The sequence below is a fragment of the Qipengyuania sp. Mu-71 genome, assembly GCF_036867055.1.
In the GTDB taxonomy this organism is placed as follows: Bacteria; Pseudomonadota; Alphaproteobacteria; order Sphingomonadales; family Sphingomonadaceae; genus Qipengyuania; species Qipengyuania profunda.
The window spans coordinates 1,352,989-1,369,904 of record NZ_JBAJHR010000001.1 but is presented as its reverse complement, the minus strand read 5'-3'; the positions used below and the strand labels follow the sequence as shown (position 1 = coordinate 1,369,904).

Annotated in this window: 17 protein-coding genes; 5 read left to right on the top strand and 12 right to left on the bottom strand. The window is 64.2% G+C overall.

From position 1 onward, the window contains the following. Window positions 1-17 precede the first annotated feature (17 nt). The gene (locus tag V6B15_RS06810; protein ID WP_334200544.1) at window positions 18-1,067 is read right to left on the bottom strand and encodes an amidohydrolase family protein; all 1,050 of its coding nucleotides are present in this window, start codon (window positions 1,065-1,067) and stop codon (window positions 18-20) included. 211 nt (window positions 1,068-1,278) lie between these two features. Here V6B15_RS06810 and V6B15_RS06805 point away from each other — a divergent pair, with 211 nt between their 5' ends. Beyond that, the gene (locus V6B15_RS06805) at window positions 1,279-3,114 is read left to right on the top strand and encodes a sensor domain-containing diguanylate cyclase (protein WP_334200543.1); all 1,836 of its coding nucleotides are present in this window, start codon (window positions 1,279-1,281) and stop codon (window positions 3,112-3,114) included. On the opposite strand, the gene leuA is transcribed toward V6B15_RS06805, so the two are convergent. Next, window positions 3,111-4,793, bottom strand: coding sequence for a 2-isopropylmalate synthase (gene leuA / locus V6B15_RS06800; RefSeq protein WP_334200542.1), 1,683 nt, complete (start codon window positions 4,791-4,793; stop codon window positions 3,111-3,113). The two genes, V6B15_RS06805 and leuA, sit on opposite strands and share 4 nt — an antisense overlap. 227 nt (window positions 4,794-5,020) lie before the next feature. On the opposite strand from leuA, the gene V6B15_RS06795 reads away from it, so the two are divergent. Both V6B15_RS06795 and V6B15_RS06790 read left to right on the top strand, forming a co-directional pair. After that, window positions 5,021-5,449 carry a PaaI family thioesterase gene (locus tag V6B15_RS06795; protein ID WP_253516076.1) on the top strand — a complete coding sequence of 143 codons (429 nt, stop codon included), beginning with the start codon at window positions 5,021-5,023 and terminating at the stop codon, window positions 5,447-5,449. Beyond that, the gene (locus tag V6B15_RS06790; protein ID WP_334200541.1) at window positions 5,446-6,573 is read left to right on the top strand and encodes an epoxide hydrolase family protein; all 1,128 of its coding nucleotides are present in this window, start codon (window positions 5,446-5,448) and stop codon (window positions 6,571-6,573) included. Before V6B15_RS06795 ends, V6B15_RS06790 begins: the two co-directional genes overlap by 4 nt. 119 nt (window positions 6,574-6,692) lie before the next feature. On the opposite strand, the gene V6B15_RS06785 is transcribed toward V6B15_RS06790, so the two are convergent. From V6B15_RS06785 to miaA, 8 genes are all read right to left on the bottom strand, one after another. Next, a complete protein-coding gene (locus V6B15_RS06785) occupies window positions 6,693-7,841 on the bottom strand; it encodes an alpha-hydroxy acid oxidase (protein ID WP_334200540.1) in 1,149 nt (382 codons plus the stop codon). Between the two features lie 43 nt (window positions 7,842-7,884). Next, window positions 7,885-8,529 carry a YceI family protein gene (locus V6B15_RS06780; RefSeq protein WP_334200539.1) on the bottom strand — a complete coding sequence of 215 codons (645 nt, stop codon included), beginning with the start codon at window positions 8,527-8,529 and terminating at the stop codon, window positions 7,885-7,887. Between the two features lie 78 nt (window positions 8,530-8,607). After that, complete coding sequence (locus tag V6B15_RS06775; RefSeq protein WP_334200538.1) at window positions 8,608-9,207, bottom strand: DUF6151 family protein; 600 nt, start codon at window positions 9,205-9,207, stop codon at window positions 8,608-8,610. 37 nt (window positions 9,208-9,244) lie between these two features. Then, the gene (gene ilvC / locus V6B15_RS06770; RefSeq protein ID WP_334200537.1) at window positions 9,245-10,279 is read right to left on the bottom strand and encodes a ketol-acid reductoisomerase; all 1,035 of its coding nucleotides are present in this window, start codon (window positions 10,277-10,279) and stop codon (window positions 9,245-9,247) included. A gap of 109 nt (window positions 10,280-10,388) precedes the next feature. Then, window positions 10,389-10,904 (bottom strand): acetolactate synthase small subunit, encoded by a 516-nt coding sequence (ilvN, locus tag V6B15_RS06765; protein WP_334200536.1) that lies wholly within the window; start codon window positions 10,902-10,904, stop codon window positions 10,389-10,391. Then, complete coding sequence (locus V6B15_RS06760; protein ID WP_334200535.1) at window positions 10,901-11,194, bottom strand: hypothetical protein; 294 nt, start codon at window positions 11,192-11,194, stop codon at window positions 10,901-10,903. The genes ilvN and V6B15_RS06760 overlap by 4 nt, the downstream gene beginning before the upstream one ends. Window positions 11,195-11,199: 5 nt before the next feature. Then, entirely contained in the window at window positions 11,200-12,951 is a 1,752-nt protein-coding gene (ilvB, locus tag V6B15_RS06755) for a biosynthetic-type acetolactate synthase large subunit (protein WP_334200534.1), read from the bottom strand. Window positions 12,952-13,058: 107 nt separating this feature from the next. After that, window positions 13,059-14,012, bottom strand: coding sequence for a tRNA (adenosine(37)-N6)-dimethylallyltransferase MiaA (miaA, locus tag V6B15_RS06750; protein WP_334200533.1), 954 nt, complete (start codon window positions 14,010-14,012; stop codon window positions 13,059-13,061). Here miaA and serB point away from each other — a divergent pair. Next, window positions 13,969-14,901 (top strand): phosphoserine phosphatase SerB, encoded by a 933-nt coding sequence (gene serB / locus V6B15_RS06745; RefSeq protein WP_334200532.1) that lies wholly within the window; start codon window positions 13,969-13,971, stop codon window positions 14,899-14,901. The genes miaA and serB overlap by 44 nt on opposite strands. 267 nt (window positions 14,902-15,168) lie before the next feature. Beyond that, complete coding sequence (locus V6B15_RS06740; RefSeq protein WP_334200531.1) at window positions 15,169-15,804, top strand: Coq4 family protein; 636 nt, start codon at window positions 15,169-15,171, stop codon at window positions 15,802-15,804. 2 nt (window positions 15,805-15,806) lie between these two features. On the opposite strand, the gene V6B15_RS06735 is transcribed toward V6B15_RS06740, so the two are convergent. Together V6B15_RS06735 and V6B15_RS06730 are read right to left on the bottom strand one after the other, a co-directional pair. Beyond that, window positions 15,807-16,478, bottom strand: coding sequence for a nitroreductase family protein (locus tag V6B15_RS06735; protein ID WP_334200530.1), 672 nt, complete (start codon window positions 16,476-16,478; stop codon window positions 15,807-15,809). 26 nt (window positions 16,479-16,504) lie between these two features. Beyond that, window positions 16,505-16,912 carry a DUF3052 family protein gene (locus V6B15_RS06730; RefSeq protein ID WP_334200529.1) on the bottom strand — a complete coding sequence of 136 codons (408 nt, stop codon included), beginning with the start codon at window positions 16,910-16,912 and terminating at the stop codon, window positions 16,505-16,507. Window positions 16,913-16,916 lie beyond the last annotated feature (4 nt).

Sequence of the window (16,916 nt, the reverse complement as noted above, 5' to 3'; positions counted from 1 at the left end):
GTGACGTTACGTCAACGTCAAGTGGCGGGGAGAACGTGCTCGATATCGTAAATGCGTGCTGCGGTGCCAGCGAACAGCGCGTGTTTCTCCGCCGCGCTATGCCCGCTGGCCAGCCGCTTGAAGGCGTTCCACAGCACCGGATAGCTCGCGCCCCAGCGGTCGACGGGATAGTTCGATTCGAACATCGCCCGGTCCGCGCCGAAGGCTTCGATGCAGGTCTCGATATAGGGCCGCCACAGTCCTGCGAGATGCTCCGAACCGTGGCCCTTGTCGGGGCCGGTGTCGGGCAGGCCGCAGAAGGCCATCGCCAGCCCGCCCAGCTTGACCGCGACATTGGGGCATTCGGCAATCGCCCGGATCGACCGGCGCCAGCCGTCGAAGCGGTCGTGCAACTTGCCGTGATAGCAGGCGATGTTGAGCGGCGTGCCGCAGTGGTCGAGCACGATCTGCTGGTCGGGGAAAGCCTTGGCGAGCGCGAGGACATCGGCAAGCTGCGGTTCCAGCAGCCAAGCATCGAAGGTCAGGCCATATTCGGAATAGGCGGCCATCCCGGCGCGAAAGGCGTCCGAGCCATACAGGCCCTCGGGTGCATGGAACGGCGGGCCGAGCACTGCGGGATCGGCATCCCACGCGGCGCTGTGGCGAATCCCCTTGAAGCGACCATTGCCCGCCGCGACCAGCGCTTCGACCACCGGCTTGACCGCGTCGCCCAATGTCAGATCGGCATGTCCGACGATCGCCGCGCAGGGGCGGTAATCGCCATAGAGGCCGCTTGCCCCCTGCGCCGCCACGCCATTGACGAACTCGACCTCGCCGACCGGCTTCATCGCCTCGTCACGCGCGGCATCGTAGAAGGCGCCGCATTCCATGAACACGGTGCCCACGACGTTGTGGCCCGAATGCGTATCGGCATGTAGCGCGTCGAAGGTGTAATAGGCAGCGCCCGCGATCGCTTCGATGAAATCGTGTCGCGGTTCGGGAAAGGCGGGCACCAGTGCGCGCAGGTCCCACAGATGGTGGTGCGGATCGATGATCGGCAGACCGGGTTCGAGGATCTCTTCGGTCATCGGCGGCTCTCTCCCCTTCGCTGCCCTTTAGGTGTCGTACGGCCCCCGTTCCGGGGCCTGCGACGATGGAACACATGTACCGCAGTCCTGACAAGGAAAATTGGCGGGCTTCGCTCCATTGGCAGTTGCCGCAATCGCGCGGTAAAATGGTAGGGGCGTTTCCTGACGCAATCCTTTCCAGCCGTTAACCTTACCGCTCTATCGCTGCCTTATGGGACGGGCATTACCTCGAACGCACCCGGTGTGGCAGATCGCTCTTTACGGCGCGATTTTCTTTGTCGTGACCTCGTTCACGATCTTTTGGACGCGGTTTGCCGGCGGGTTGGCGCTGGTGTGGCCCGGAACCGCGATTGCCGCGGCCCTGTTCCTTTCCCTTCCGCGATCACGCCACCTCATGGCAGCCGCGGTGCTGGTCGTGCTGAGCACGCTGGCGACAAGCCTGTTCGGCTTCGGCCATGAATGGGCCTTCCCGCTGGGGCTGATCAATATTTTCGAGGCCTGGTTCATTGCGCGGCTGCTGCTGCATTTCCGCCCTCAGCGTGATTATCTCGACCGCGAAAGCGGGATCGTCTGGCTGGGCTTTCTCGCCGGACTGGTCGGCCCGCTGCCGTCCTCGGTAGCGGGCGGGATCGTGGTCATGCAGATTGTCGGCGGCGAATGGCACGACCATGCCTTCTCGTGGGCGGTTGCGCATGGCCTCGGCACCCTGCTGGTCATGCCGCTGGTATTGTTGCTGGGGTCCGCGAGCCGCTCTGGACCGCAGGCGTTGTTGAAGCGGCGGGAGAGGGTGGCGTCCTTTGCCGGAATGGTGGTGCTGACGATCGCCATTTCGCTGGTCGCCTTCCTCCAGTCGACATTGCCTTTGCTATTCCTGCCGATCGTCCCGCTGGTGCTCGCCAGCTTCCGTTTCGGGCGCTTCGGTGCCTCCATCGCAGTGCTGACCATCTCGATAGCCGCTGCCGGATCGCTCGGGATGGACGCGGGCATCCTTGCCGAACTCGCCATGCCATTGTGGCAGAAGGCATTGTTCCTCCAATTCTACCTCGCAGGATTACTGCTGATCTCTTTCCCGCTTGCAGTCGCACTCAACCAGCGTGAGCGGGTCATGCAGGAGCTGGTCGATCGCGAAGCCATGCTGCGGCTCATCGCGGACCATTCGGACGATGCGCTGCTGCATCTCGACCGGCACGGGACGATCCGCTTCGCATCGCCTTCATCGCAGCGCCTGAGCGGTCTCGAGGAGGTTATGAATCTACATCTGGCGGTGTTTTTCAGCGATACCGATAAGGAGATCGTTTCCGCTGCGCTTGCCGCTGCCGCGCAGCATCCGGGCCGGACGGAGATTTTCGAACGGTCCGTCGTGCGCGGCGGCCAGACCATCTGGCTCGAAGCCAAGCTGCGTGCGGTCGAATCGTCCAAGCAACAGCCCTCGGCCTTCGTCGTGACCATTCGCGACGTAACGGAGCGCAAGCTAGAGGAGCTTCAGGCCACGCTGGAAGCGCGGACCGATGCGCTGACCGGATTACCCAATCGCAGGGCCTTCCTCGATGTCCTCGAAGGCCATCTTCAGAGCGCCCACGACCATCCCTTCGCGCTGGCGCTGATCGATCTCGATCACTTCAAGCGCGTCAATGATACCTATGGCCATACCGTGGGCGATATGGCGTTGAAGCAGGTCGCTCAGATCATGCGCGAGGCTGCCACGGAAAACTGCTTCTTCGCCCGGGTGGGCGGGGAAGAGTTCGGGATGGTTGCGGTCGGCCCGGCATTGGAGACAGTATCGAAGGTTTGCGAACGCCTACGGCTCGCCATCCAGCGCCGGGTCATGACCGACAGCGATGGCGGCACCTTTTCGATCACCGCCAGCGTCGGCGTCGCCCGGATTGCGGAGCGGTGCAGTTCGACCATGGCCCTCCAGGCGGCGGACGGTCCGCTCTATTCGGCCAAGGCCTCGGGACGCAATTGCCTCCGCCACGCACAGGACATCGACCGTTTCGGGCCACGCGAAGGGCCGGTCAGGAAACTACCGCTGACCGTGGTCAGCTAGGCGTCTTCGACCGCCGAATTCGCGGCACTCAGCACTGCCCTGACGCTGGCAGTCGCCACGTCTTCGTCGATCCCGCAGCCCCAGATCGTCCGCCCTGCGGCATCGCGGCATTCGAGATAGGCGGCCGCGCGGCTGTCGCGTCCGGCAGTCAGCGCGTGTTCGGTATAGTCGACCACTTCCAGTTGCAGGCCAAAGGCATCCTCGATCGTTGTCAGCACCGAGGAAATCAGGCCGTTGCCGCGACCCGAAACCGTCTGTTCCTGCCCTGCAACCGCGATCGTCCCCGTGAACAGCCGCGTCCCGTCGGTCCCGCGGCGTTCCTCGTAATCAACCAGCTGGAAATGCTTGTCGCTCGTCTGGACGTGATAGGCGGCCTTGAACGCGTCCCAGATATCGGCAGCGTTGAGTTCGCGGCCCAGCGCATCGGCCATGCGCTGGACGTGAGGGCCGAAATCGGCCTGCATCTTCTTGGGCAGCTTGAGCCCCTGGTCCTGTTCGAGCACCCAGGCGAAGCCGCCCTTGCCGGATTGCGAATTGACCCGGATCACCGCTTCGTAGCTGCGGCCGAGATCGGCGGGGTCGATCGGCAGATAGGGAACGCGCCAGTGCGGGTCGTTCTGCGTTTCGAGCGCGCCGAAACCCTTCCGGATCGCGTCCTGGTGGCTACCCGAAAAGGCCGTGTAGACCAGTTCGCCGCCATAGGGATGGCGCTGGTGAACGGGCAGTTCGTTGCAATATTCGACCGTCTCGATCACGCGGTCGATATCGGAAAAATCGAGCCCCGGGTCGACGCCCTGCGTGTACATGTTGAGCGCCATCGTCACGAGGCAGCAATTGCCCGTGCGCTCGCCATTGCCGAACAGGCAGCCTTCGACACGGTCGGCGCCGGCCATCAGCGCGAGTTCGGCCGCCGCGACGCCCGTGCCGCGGTCATTATGCGTATGCAGGCTGATCACCGCGCTGTCGCGGTTGGGCAAATTGCGGATGAAATATTCGACCTGGTCGGCGTAAATATTGGGCGTCGCCGCCTCGACCGTGGCGGGCAGGTTGAGGATGATCGGGTGGTCGGATGTCGGGGCCAGCACCTCCATCACCGCCTCGCAGACCTGGAGACTGAAATCGAGCTCGGCGGTGGAGAAGGTTTCCGGGCTGTACTGGAAATGCCAGTCGGTACCGGGCTGCTTGCCTGCCTCGTCGCGCATGACCCTGGCGCCGTGAACCGCGATGTCGCGGACCTGGTCCTTGGTCATCCCGAAGACCACTTCGCGCCACGCCGGGCTGACCGCGTTGTAGAGGTGGACGATCGCCTGCTTCGCGCCGGTCAGGCTGGCGAAACTGGTGCGGATCAGATCCTCGCGGCTTTGGGTGAGTACCTGGACGAATACATCGTCGGGGATGCGGTCCGATTGCACGAGGCCGGAGATGAAATCGAATTCGGTCGCGCCCGCGCTGGGGAAACCGACCTCGATCTCGCGCACCCCGATTTCGACCAGCAGGTCGAAGAACCGGTTCTTCTTATGCGCATCCATCGGATCGACGATCGCCTGGTTGCCGTCGCGCAGATCGGTGCTGAGCCAGCGCGGCGGCGCAGTGACGGTACGCGTCGGCCACTGGCGGTCGGCGAGGGGAACCTGCGGAAAGGGCGAATATTTGCTGCTCGGATCGCGGAGCATGGGCATGGGATGTACTCGGCTGTAGCGTAACTGGCTGGGTGAAAGTCGGTCCCTTGGGCGCTTAGCGCACCCGGAGAGGTACGCCAGCTATCACGCCCAAGGGCGGGTAAGTCGCAGGGTCAGGCCAAGTGCAATGTGCATGGCGATTGCTATGCGAAAGCCAGGCAGGGTTGTAAAGCAAAACAGTCTTGGGCATCGCGAGAAATTATATTTCACGCTGCGCAGGAGAGAGCATGGCCGAGGGGCATTCGCTGAACGAGACTTTGGGACTGATACGGGTCGTATCGACCGACGCGGAGGGCCATGCGAGCCTCGAATACGAGGCCAAGCGCGAGCAATGCCATTCGGGCGGCGTAGTGCAGGGCGGCTTCATCAGCGGATGGATCGATGCGGCGATGGCGCATGCGGCGATGGCGAAGAACGGGCCGGGCATCGTCCCGATGACGCTGGAACTCAAGGTCAGCTATTTCGCTCCGACGAGGCCTGGGCTGGTCGTGGCCGAGGCATGGGTCGAGCGGCATGGCAAGCGGACGAGCTTCTACGAAGGCCATCTCAAGGATGCGGAAGGTAACGTGCTCGCCAAAGCGACAAGCACGATCCTGCTCGCGGATATGAGCCGGGTGGTGGCAGCCTCGAAGAAAGCAACGGGCGAGCCGGCATGACCGCGATCCGCCCGTTCGAACTCGCCATTCCCGAAGACCAGCTGGTGGCGCTGGCCGACCGGCACGACCAGACCCGCTGGCCCGAGGAAGAACCGGTCGACGACTGGTCGCAGGGCATGCGGCTGGCGGCGCTCAGGGAACTGGTCGCCTATTGGCGGATCGAATATGACTGGCGGCGCTGCGAAGCGCGTCTCAATTCCATCGGCCAGTTTATCACCGAGATCGACGGGCTCGATATCCATTTCCTCCACAAGCGCTCGTCGCGCGAGGATGCGCTGCCGCTGATCATCACCCATGGCTGGCCGGGGTCGGTTGTCGAATTCCTTGGCGTGATCGACGAATTGGTCGAGCCTTCGGATCCGGCGGCGCCCGCCTTCCATGTCGTCGCGCCATCGCTGCCCGGGTACGGTTTTTCGGGCAAGCCGGGGCAAACGGGCTGGGGGGTCGAGCGTATTGCGCGCGCCTGGGCCGAACTGATGCAGCGGCTTGGCTACGGCCACTGGGTCGCGCAAGGAGGCGACTGGGGCGCCGCAGTAACCACCGCTATCGGCCAGCTTGCGCCGGACGGGTGCCGCGGCATCCATCTCAACATGCCGATCGGTCGTCCCGGACCCGGCGATATGGAAAGCAAGGATCCCAAAGTGCTCAAGGCGCTGCAGCGGCTGGGATTCTATCAGCAGTGGGATTCGGGGTACTCTAAGCAGCAGAGCACGCGCCCGCAAACGATCGGCTATGCGCTGGTCGATTCCCCGGTGGGCCTCGCGGCCTGGATGCTCGAGAAGATCTATTTCTGGACCGATAATGACGGTTCGCCGTGGGATGTCCTGTCGATGGACCAGGTGATCGACGACATCATGCTCTATTGGCTGCCCGCGACGGGAGCCTCGGCGGCGCGGCTGTATTGGGAAAGCTTCGGCAGTTTCGGCGAAGGCATCGTCGCGATCCCTGCCGGCGCGAGCGCGTTTCCCGGAGAAATCCTCCCCGCACCGCGCGAATGGGCGGAGCGGACGCTGACCAAGCTGGTCTATTGGAACGAGGTCGAGCGCGGCGGGCATTTCGCCGCATGGGAGCAGCCCGAGCTGTTCGTGCAGGAATTGCGCGCCTGTTTCGCCAAGATGGTTTGAATTCCGAACCCAGTCATTGCGAGGCGCCGCAGGCGACGCGGCAATCCAGAAGGTGCGGGACTGGCAGCCAAGCGCGGGACTGGATTGCTTCGCTGCGCCCGCAATGACTGGGTGAGCGCTTACCGCCAGCGCAGCCGGTCGGCTGTGAGCTGGTCGATCGACGTCACACCCATCAACCGCATGCCGCGTTCGATCTCTTCCTTGAGGATTTCGATCGCGCGTTCGACGCCTTCCTGCCCCGCCGCGGCAAGCGCATAGAGGTAGAGGCGGCCACCCGAGGCTGCGGTGGCGCCCGCCGCGAGGCCCTTGAGCGCATGCGTGCCCCGCCGGACCCCGCCATCGAGAACGATCTCGATCTCGCCGCCGACTGCATCGACGATCTCGCGCAATTGGTCGAAGGGGGCGCGGCTGCCATCGAGCTGGCGGCCGCCATGGTTGGATATCCAGATCGCATCGGCGCCGATCTCGACTGCGCGGCGTGCGTCGGCGGCGCTCATCACGCCCTTCAGCGCGAAAGTGCCGCCCCAGTCCTGCCGGATCCGCGCGGCAGTGTCCCAATCCATGTTCGTATCGAGCATGGTGTTGAAATAGTCCTGGATGCTGACCGATTTCCCGCTGCCTTGCTGCACATGCCCATCGAGATTGGGCAGGCGGAATTTGGGCCCGAACACATATTCGAGCGTCCAGCGCGGGCGCGTCGCATAGCTCCACAGCGAAGAAGCGCTGAAGCGGGGCGGGGTGGTGAAGCCCGATCGCAGGCAACGCTCGCGCTTGCCCGAAACGATCGTGTCGACTGTCAGCGCCAGCGCGTCGAATTGCGCGTCGCGGCAGCGTTCGATCATCGAGGCATTGAGCCCCCTGTCCTTGTGAACGTAGAGCTGGAACAGCTTCGGGCCGCTGGTGAGCGCGGCGATTTCCTCGATCGAATGGGTGGCGAGGCTGGAGATTCCGAACCAGATGCCGAACTTTGCCGCCGCCCTCGCGACCGCCCGCTCGCCGTCCTTGTGGAAGGCCCGCTGCAGCGCGGTCGGGCTGAGCATCAGCGGTAGCGCGCTGCGGCGACCCATGATCGTGCAGCCGGTGTCGATCTCGCCGACCCCGGCCAGCACATCGGGGACGAGGTCGACCTCGTCGAAGGCGCTAGTATTGCGCGTCTTGGTGATCTCGTCATCGGCGGCACCGTCGATGTAGTCGAACACAGGCCACGGCAGCCGTCGCCGCGCCAGGCGGCGGAAATCGTCGATATTGTGGCAGTCTGACAAGCGCATGCGGCGGACCGTGGCCGCTCGTTATGCGCTTGTCGAGAGGGCTTTAGTCGCGTTCGAAGGCAGCGCTGATTTCAAGGTCGACCATGGGGTCGACCAGCGGCGCGGCATAGCTGATGCCCCACGCCGTACGGTCGATCTGTGCGCGGGCGTGGAAGCCGACGGTCTGTGCCTTGCTCATGGGGTTTTCGCCGGCTCCGGAGAATTCGACCAGCATCGTGACCGAACCGGTCTTGCCATTCATCGTCAACTGCCCGGTCGCGACCGCGGTCGTCTCACTCGTGCGCCGGACCGAGGTGGAAACGAAGCGCGCCGCTTCAGGTTCGGGGCCGAAGAAGTCGGGGGCCGCTCCATCCTTGCCCGGTCGCAGCAGATGGCCACGCAAACCTTCGCTCGGCACCGAGACGCTGGTGATCGGCACTGTAATGTCGAACTCGGTTGCTCCGATATTGGCCGGGTCGAGCGCCATCGTCCCTTCGATCTGGCCGAACAGACCGAAATAGTCGTTGAAGCCGAAATGACCGATCTGCCAGCTGACCAGCGTATGCGAAGCATCGAGCGTATAGTCGCCTGCCTGGACCCGGCTGACATCGGGTGCGCCGGGCACCTGCGGCTGTTCCTGCGCAGAAATTGCGGTCACGGCGAGCGTGCCGCTGGCGGCGAGCGCGAGGGCAAGGATCGATTTCTTCATGGTCGGCCTCCTGTTGATGCTTAGTTCTGAATGATCGTCGGCAAGTACCCGTTCCCGTGTGCGGCACCCGTTCCTACGCTACGAGAGCGCGAGGCGCTGTTCGGGTGTGAGCCGCCGTGGCGTGACGATTGGTTGCAAGGTCTTGGGATCGAACAGCGGATTGCGGCGGTGGTCGCCCGACACGTAATCCTTTACCATCCGCACCAGAAAACGCCGCATCAGCGTGGTCATCGACAGTGGCTTGAGCCCCTCTGTCGAACCCGGTGCATCCTCGAGAAACAGATGCCCGAGCGGCGTGCCGAGGCGTTCGCGCCCCGCCGCTTCGCAATTGGCGAGAATGGTGGTGACGTAGGGGATCCGGCCGGTGGCATAGGTGTTGAACATCGGCGTGTCGCAACACATCGCATACCAGCGCAGCGTCGGCTTGTCGGTCAGGTGCAGGCAGGCGAGCCGCTCGCTGCCGCGCGCGAATTCGAGCCGGGCGCAGCGCGACTGGTAGAGCGCCGTGCCTCCCGCATCATCGAGAATATGCTCGGCGGCTCCGAGAAAAGCCGGGAGGGCCTGGCAATCCGTGCAATGGCAGACGACATGGTCGCCCTGGTCGGGGGTCGCCCGGTGGATCGTCCCCGCGAACGTCCCGCAGGCGCAGGCAAAGTTCAGTCGGTTGTCGGCATCCATCGGCGAGTCCCCTCTCGACGGATGCCGACAGTAACGATCAGTTCCGGTCCTTGTCGACCAGCTTGTTGGCGCCGATCCAGGGCATCATCGCACGCAGCTGGGCACCGGTCTGTTCGATCGGATGCGCCGCGGCGGCCTTGCGACTGGCCTTGAGTTCGGGCTGGCCGGCCTGGTTGTCGAGCACGAAGTCCTTGACGAACCGGCCCGACTGGATGTCCTTCAGCACGCGCTTCATCTCGGCCTTGGTCTCGTCGGTGATGATGCGCGGGCCGGTCTTGATGTCGCCATATTCGGCCGTGTTCGAGATCGAATAGCGCATGTTGGCGATGCCGCCTTCATACAGCAGGTCGACGATCAGCTTGGTTTCGTGGAGGCATTCGAAATATGCCATTTCGGGCGCATAGCCGGCCTCGACCAGCGTTTCGAACCCGGCCTGGATCAGATGGGTGATCCCGCCGCACAGCACCGCCTGCTCACCGAACAGATCGGTTTCGCATTCTTCCTTGAAATCGGTTTCGATGATGCCCGACCGGCCACCGCCGACCGCGCTGGCATAGGACAGCGCGAGCTGCTTGGCGAAGCCATTGCCGCCGGACTGGCTCGATTCCCGGTGGATGGCGATGAGGCAGGGCACGCCGCCGCCCTTGATATATTCGCCGCGCACGGTGTGGCCCGGGCCCTTGGGGGCGATCATGATCACGTCGACATCCGCGGGCGGGTCGATCAGGCCGAAATGGATGTTGAGGCCATGCGCAAAGGCCAGCGCGCTGCCCGGCTTCATCTGGCCGGCAACTTCATCGGCATAGATCGCCGCCTGGTGCTCGTCGGGTGCGAGGATCATCAGGACATCGGCCCATGCGGCGGCGTCGGCAACGGTCTTGACGGTGAAGCCCGCATCGGCGGCTTTCTTGGCACTGGCCGAGCCTTCACGCAGCGCCACGGCGATCTCGCCGACCCCGCTGTCGCGCAGGTTCTGGGCATGGGCATGGCCCTGGCTACCATAGCCGACGATCGCGACCTTCTTGTCCTTGATCAGCTGCTGGTCGCAATCGGCGTCGTAATAAACTTGCATTGTTTTTCCCTCGCGTCGCCCCTGCGGAAGCAGGGGCCCAGATAAGGTCGCCCGCTGGCGATAGGTTGGATAGGCTCCCGCTTATGCCGGAGCGATGAAATTGTCTCGCTTAGTCGGGCCGGGCCCCGCGCATCATTCCCACGATCCCCGAGCGGCCAACCTCGACCAGGCCGAGCTCGCGCATCAGGACGATAAAGCTGTCGATCTTGTCGGGCGAGCCGGTCAGTTCGAATACGAAACTGCTGGTGGTGGTATCGACAACATTGGCGCGGAACAGTTCCGCGATCCGCAGCGCCTCGACCCGGTCGTCGCCCTTGCCGGCGACCTTGACCAGCGCCAGCTCGCGCTCGACATGCTCACCACTTTCGGTGAGATCGATGACCTTGTGGACAGGCACCAGCCGTTCGAGCTGTGCGCGAATCTGGTCGATCACCGGTTCGGGCCCGCGCGTCACGATAGTGATGCGGCTGATCGCGTGATCTTCGGAAATATCGGCCACGGTCAGGCTGTCGATATTGTACCCGCGCGCGGTGAACATGCCGGTGATCTTGGCGAGGATGCCCGGTTCGTTATCGACGATGACATTGAGGACGTGCCGTTCGTTCGCCTCCTGGGTGATCTTCATCGCGCGCGATCCTGCCACACGGGTTCGAACATCCGGCCATCGCCATCATACTCGGCCAGAAAAACGCGGCCCATGCGCACCGCTTCGAAATTCTCGGTCTGCCGCGTCAGGTCGAGCCCGTCGGACAGCAGCGTCCAGTTCCCGTCGTCCTGCTTCTGCGCCACATCCATGCCCACGAAGCGGTGTCCATTGTCTTCGAGCCAGTCGAGCAGGCTTTCCGCATCCGCGCGCGAATACCAGCTGCGGCGCTCGGCGCGCGTTTCGAAGCCCTGCGGAATTTTCGCCATCATGCCCATCACACCAATGCCTTCGCTTCGTCGTCCATCGTGCCGCCCACCTGGTCGCCATAGAGCAGCATTTCGGTATGCGCGGCGCCGCTGGGGATCATCGGGAAGCAGTTGGCTTCCTTCGCCACCTGGCAATCGACCATCACCGGGCCGTCATGCGCGAGCATCGCTTCGATCCCGGCGTCGAGCTGGCTTTCATCCTCGATGCGGATGCCCTTCCAGCCGTATGCTTCGGCCAGCTTCACGAAATCGGGCAGGCTGTCCGAATAGCTGTTCGAATAGCGGCTTTCATAGGTCAGTTCCTGCCACTGGCGAACCATGCCCATGTATTCGTTGTTGAGGATGAACACCTTGACCGGCAGGCGGTACTGGCTCGCCGTGCCCAGCTCCTGGATGTTCATCTGGATGCTGGCCTCGCCCGCGATGTCGATCACGAGGCTGTCCGGATTGCCAAGCTGCGCACCGATTGCGGCGGGCAGGCCGTAACCCATCGTTCCCAGACCGCCGCTGGTGAGCCATTTGTTCGGTCCGAAGAACCGGAAATACTGCGCCGCCCACATCTGGTGCTGGCCGACCTCGGTAGTGATGATCGGATCGCGGTCCTGCGTCAGGGCGAACAGCCGCTCGATGCTCTTCTGCGGCATGATCTGTTCACTGCCACGCTCGGGGTACGCGAGGCAGTCGCGCGCCTTCCAGCCGAGGATGCGGGCGTTCCATTCGGACAGGTCGCGCGGCTTGCGGCCGCCCCAGGCTTCGAGCATCTGCTCGAGCACATGCCCGCAATCGCCGACGATGCCGAGATCGACGGGGACGATCTTGTTGATGCTCGCACGGTCGATGTCGATGTGGATCTTCTTCGCCTCGGGCGCGAAGGCATCGAGCCGCCCGGTCACCCGGTCGTCGAACCGCGCCCCGATCGCGACGATCAGGTCGGCGCGGTTCATCGCCATATTGGCTTCATAGGTGCCGTGCATGCCGAGCATGCCGAGCCAGTCGGGATGATCGGCGGGAAAGGCACCCAGGCCCATCAGCGTACTGGTGACGGGCGCGCCGGTGGCATGCTGCAGGCGGCGCAGCATCGCGCTGGCATGCGGCCCGGCATTGATCACGCCGCCACCGGTATAGAAAACCGGACGTTCCGCCGCAGCGAGCATGTCGATGGCTTCGGCGATCTCATCCGCCGCACCGACCATGCGCGGCTGATAGCGGTGCGAGGGGAGGGGGGTGTCGTCCTGTTCGCCCCAATTGGCGAGGGCGATCTGGACGTCCTTGGGAATGTCGACCACCACCGGGCCGGGACGGCCGGTGGTGGCAATGCGGAAGGCTTCCTCGATCGTCGCCTGCAGGCGCTCGGGGTCCTTCACGAGGTAATTGTGCTTGGTGCAATGACGCGTGAGGCCGACGGTGTCCGCTTCCTGGAACGCGTCGGTTCCGATCAGCGCCGTCGGGACCTGTCCGGTGATCACCACCAGCGGAATCGAATCCATATAGGCATCGGCAATACCGGTGACCGCATTGGTCGCACCCGGTCCGCTGGTGACGAGCACCACGCCGGGCTTGCCGGTCGAGCGGGCATAGCCTTCGGCGGCATGCGCGGCGCCGGCCTCGTGCCGCACGAGGATGTGGCGGATGCCGTCGTCGGCGAACAGCTCGTCATAGATCGGCAGGACCGCGCCGCCGGGATAGCCGAAAACGAATTCGACATCCTGCCGCTTGAGGCATTCGATCAGGATTGCAGCGCCGCTGCGCTCGGTATTCACACTAACCTCCGGCCCGTTTCCGGTGCTTGCAAGACACAAATCGACCCGGCGCTGGGGTCTATAGCGCCGGGCCGACAGGCACCCAATAGGGGCCTTGAATTGCGTGGTCAACCGTTATCGTGAAACAATGAAACAAAATAATCGCACTCGACAATAGTTTTGTTATCCGCGCGCGGCCACTCATCCGGGGGCTGGTTGCGGAACCACGTATATTGCCGTTTGGCATACTGACGGGTCGCGGTCTGGCCAGCGGCGATAGCTTGAGCACGCGATAGTTCGCCTTGGAGCATCCCCGCGATCTCGCGCACGCCGATGGCGCGCATGACCGGCAGGTCTGGATCGAGGTCACGCGCAAGCAGCGCCTCGACCTCGGCAATCGCGCCCGTGTCCAGCATGCGTTCGAAACGCAGTTCGCAGCGCGCGTTCAGCCAGTCGCGATCGGGGAGCAGGATGAGCGGGTGCAGCGCGATGTCCCCGGCAATCCCGCCGGTCTTCTGCGCCTGCCATTCGGCCAATGTGCGACCCGTCGATCGCACTACTTCGAGTGCGCGGGTCGTGCGCGTGGTATCGGCGGGGGCGAGGCGGGCAGCGGCGGCAGGATCCTCGCTTTCGAGCGAGCTACGCGCATCGGCTTGCGGCAAGGCGCGCACGGCCTCGCGGATTTCGGGATCAATTTCTGGCACCGGCGCGATCCCGTCGAGCAGCGTGCGCAGGTAAAGACCGGTTCCCCCGCACAGGATCGGCACATCCCCCGCGCCATGAATTTCGGCGACGACGTCTTTCGCGGCAGCGGCCCAATCGGCAGCCGAGCACGCCTCTGCCCCGTCCCAGGTGCCGAACAATCGGTGTTCTATACCGCCCATCTCGCCAACGGTTGGACGCGCGGAGAGGATCGTGAGGTCGCGATAGACCTGCTGGCTATCGGCATTGATAATGACCCCGCGCCGCCCGGCACGCGCCAGTCGCTGCGCCAGCTCGACCGCGAGTTGGCTCTTGCCGCTCGCGGTCGGCCCTGCAATGAGCGCGACCGGCTTTTTCTCGGGAGGGTTCAAGGTGCTCATTGCGCGGCTGATAGCAGACATGGAGGGGGTGGAAACACGCCTCGATGCAGCAATGCAGGCTTGCGCTGCAGCGGATATGCCGGTGGCGATGGCCGGGCTGCTCGACTTCTGCGGCGATGTGCTCCAGCTCTCGCTCCCGCATGGCGACCGCGCGCAGCTTACCGCGATCCTCGTCGAGCAGTTCGGCGAATGCGACCTTCTCGTGGCGGATCACGAAATCGAGATCCCGCGTCTGTTCGTGTCTGACATGGATTCGACGATGATCGGCCAGGAATGCATCGACGAGCTTGCCGACTATGCGGGGATCAAGGACCAGGTCGCCGCGATCACCGAGCGCGCAATGCAAGGCGAACTCGACTTCACCAGCGCGCTGAAAGAGCGGGTGGGGCTGCTCGAGGGTCTTGAGGAAAGCGCGATCGACCGCTGCCTGCGCGAGCGGATTCGCCCGGTCGAAGGTGCCCGCACGCTGGCCGCGACCCTGCGCAGCAAAGGCTGCCGGACCGTGCTGGTAACGGGCGGCTTCCATCATTTCGCCGACCCGGTGGCGCGGGATCTTGGCTTCGAACGCGTGGTCGGCAATCGTCTCGGCGTGGCGGGGGGCAAGTTGACGGGCCTGCTTGCCGGACCGGTCAGCGATGCCTCGACCAAGCTGGCGACGCTGGAGGAGGAGCGGACCGGCCTGGGCGACGGCGCGCGGGTGCTGGCAACCGGCGACGGCGCGAACGACATCCCCATGCTGCAGGCAGCCGATTACGGAATTGCCTACCGCGCCAAGCCCAAGGCGCGCGATGCCGCCAATGGCCGAATCGCCAGCGCGGGACTGACCCCCATCCTCAAGCTGTTCGGCATCCCCGAGAGCGAGTGGGTCGAGGAATTCAGCCCGGCATAGGCGTGGCGAGCATTTCCAATCGTGGGAGGTCGGTTTCCGTTAAAGACCGATCTGATATGAATAGATCCATGACCAGCAGCGCCTTCAATTCCGCCGATCTCGATGCCGCCCGCGATGGCACGCCGCTGCGGCACCCGCGCCGACCCAAGGCTCGCTATCGGCCATTTACGGCGGTGAAACACTCGCAGGCTGCTCAAGGACAAGGAAAATACCGCCGAGGTCTTCAGGATCTACGACGCGCTTCCTTCCGCCAAATTCCTACCCCGCGTGCGCGCGCTGACGCTGAGTCCGCATGGCGAGGCGTTGCGGGCGAGCGAACCCTTTCTCCCGCCGATCCTCGACGATCACGAGGCCCTGCGACGGCTCCCCCAAGGTTCGGTCGCGCAGGCCTATTGCGATTTCATGGAGCGCGAAGGTCTCTCCGCTGCCGGACTGGTCGAGGAATCGAACAAGACCGGCCGTCCCAGCTATGACGATCTGGTCCAGTGGTTCGGCTACCGCCAGCGCGACACGCACGATTTGATGCATGTGTTGACCGGCTATGGCCGCGATGCGCTGGGTGAACAGTGCGTGCTGCTGTTCACCCATGGCCAGGCGCCCAGCCAGGGGCACTTGCTGCTCGGCTATGCGGGCTCATTCCATCTGAAACAGCAGGTGAAGAGCGCGGCGCCGATCCTGAAGGCGGTACGCCAGGCCCACCGTACCGGCGCGGCCTGTCCCACGCTGGTCGGCCTCTCGATCCGCGAGCTATTGACCAAGGATCTCGAAGAAGCGCGCGCCGAACTGAACATCCCTGAGCCCAATTGGTATCGGGAATGCCACCGCGTCTGGCGCGCAGAGGGGATCGACCCCTACGATTTGCTAGCGCAGCAGTCCGAGCGTGAAATGGCGGCAGCCGCCTGAGATCACAGCCAGCTGGAAATCTGTTCCAGCGGTTTCTTCCTCAGCGCATGCGCGGGGACGGTGGCGCCTTGAGCCGGGTGTCCGACCACCACCACCATCAGCGGTTTCTCGTGATCGGGCCGACCGCATAATTCGCGCAGGAATCCCATGGGCGAGGGTGTGTGCGTCAGCGTGGCGAGCCCTGCTTCATGCAGTGTCGCAATGAGCATACCGCAGGCGATCCCGACGCTTTCGTTGACGTAATAGTTCTGGGTGGTGCCGTCTTCCTCGATCCCGCCCTTGCGCTGGGCGAAGACCACGATCAGCCAGGGGGCGGTTTCGAGAAAGGGCTTGTCCGCATCGGTTCCGAGCGGGGCCAGCGCGTCGAGCCATTCACCGCTTGCCTTGCCGGCATAGAAATTGCGTTCTTCGGCTTCCGCCGCCTCGCGGATTGCGCGTTTCTTGTCAGGGGACGAGACCACCGCGAAATGCCAGGGCTGGTGGTTCGCGCCATTGGGAGCGCTGCCAGCGGCCTCGATCGCCGCCTCGATAATCGCGCGCGGAACCGGCCGGTCGGAGAAATAGCGGCAACTACGGCGGTGTTTCAACCGGTCGCGCAGGGCCCGGGCGCGGGCGATGCGGTCCTCGTCGGGCAGGTCGGGCAGCGAATAGGGGACGGTGTCGTGGTCGCGCATGGGCGATGTTCTAGCCCATGCAGGGGTCAGCGCAATTCCTTGCGGATGACCAGCTTGAGGCCCGACCAGGTCTCGTCCACCGCGCAGACCTTGGTATCGACCAGTCCCAGCGGCAGTGCAACCTCGCGGATGGTGTCCTCGGTGATGTCAGTCGGCAGCTTTGCCGCCTGCTTGGGCCAGCTGACCCAGACATGCCCGTCGCGCGCCATGTGGTCGCGCAGCGTCACCAGCTTCGCCTCCAGCTGCGCCCGTTCGGTAACGAAGATATGCGCAGCGTCCGGGCCTTCCTCCGGTCCGCCGACGAAGGTCAGCTCGAGCGCGTATTCGCCAATATCGTCCTGGATGGCCTCGGGCATGCCATCGAACCACACCCGTTGGCCGTCGCGCAGGCTGAGTTTTTTCGCCAGCGGCGTATTGGAATAGCCCGCCGCCACCGCG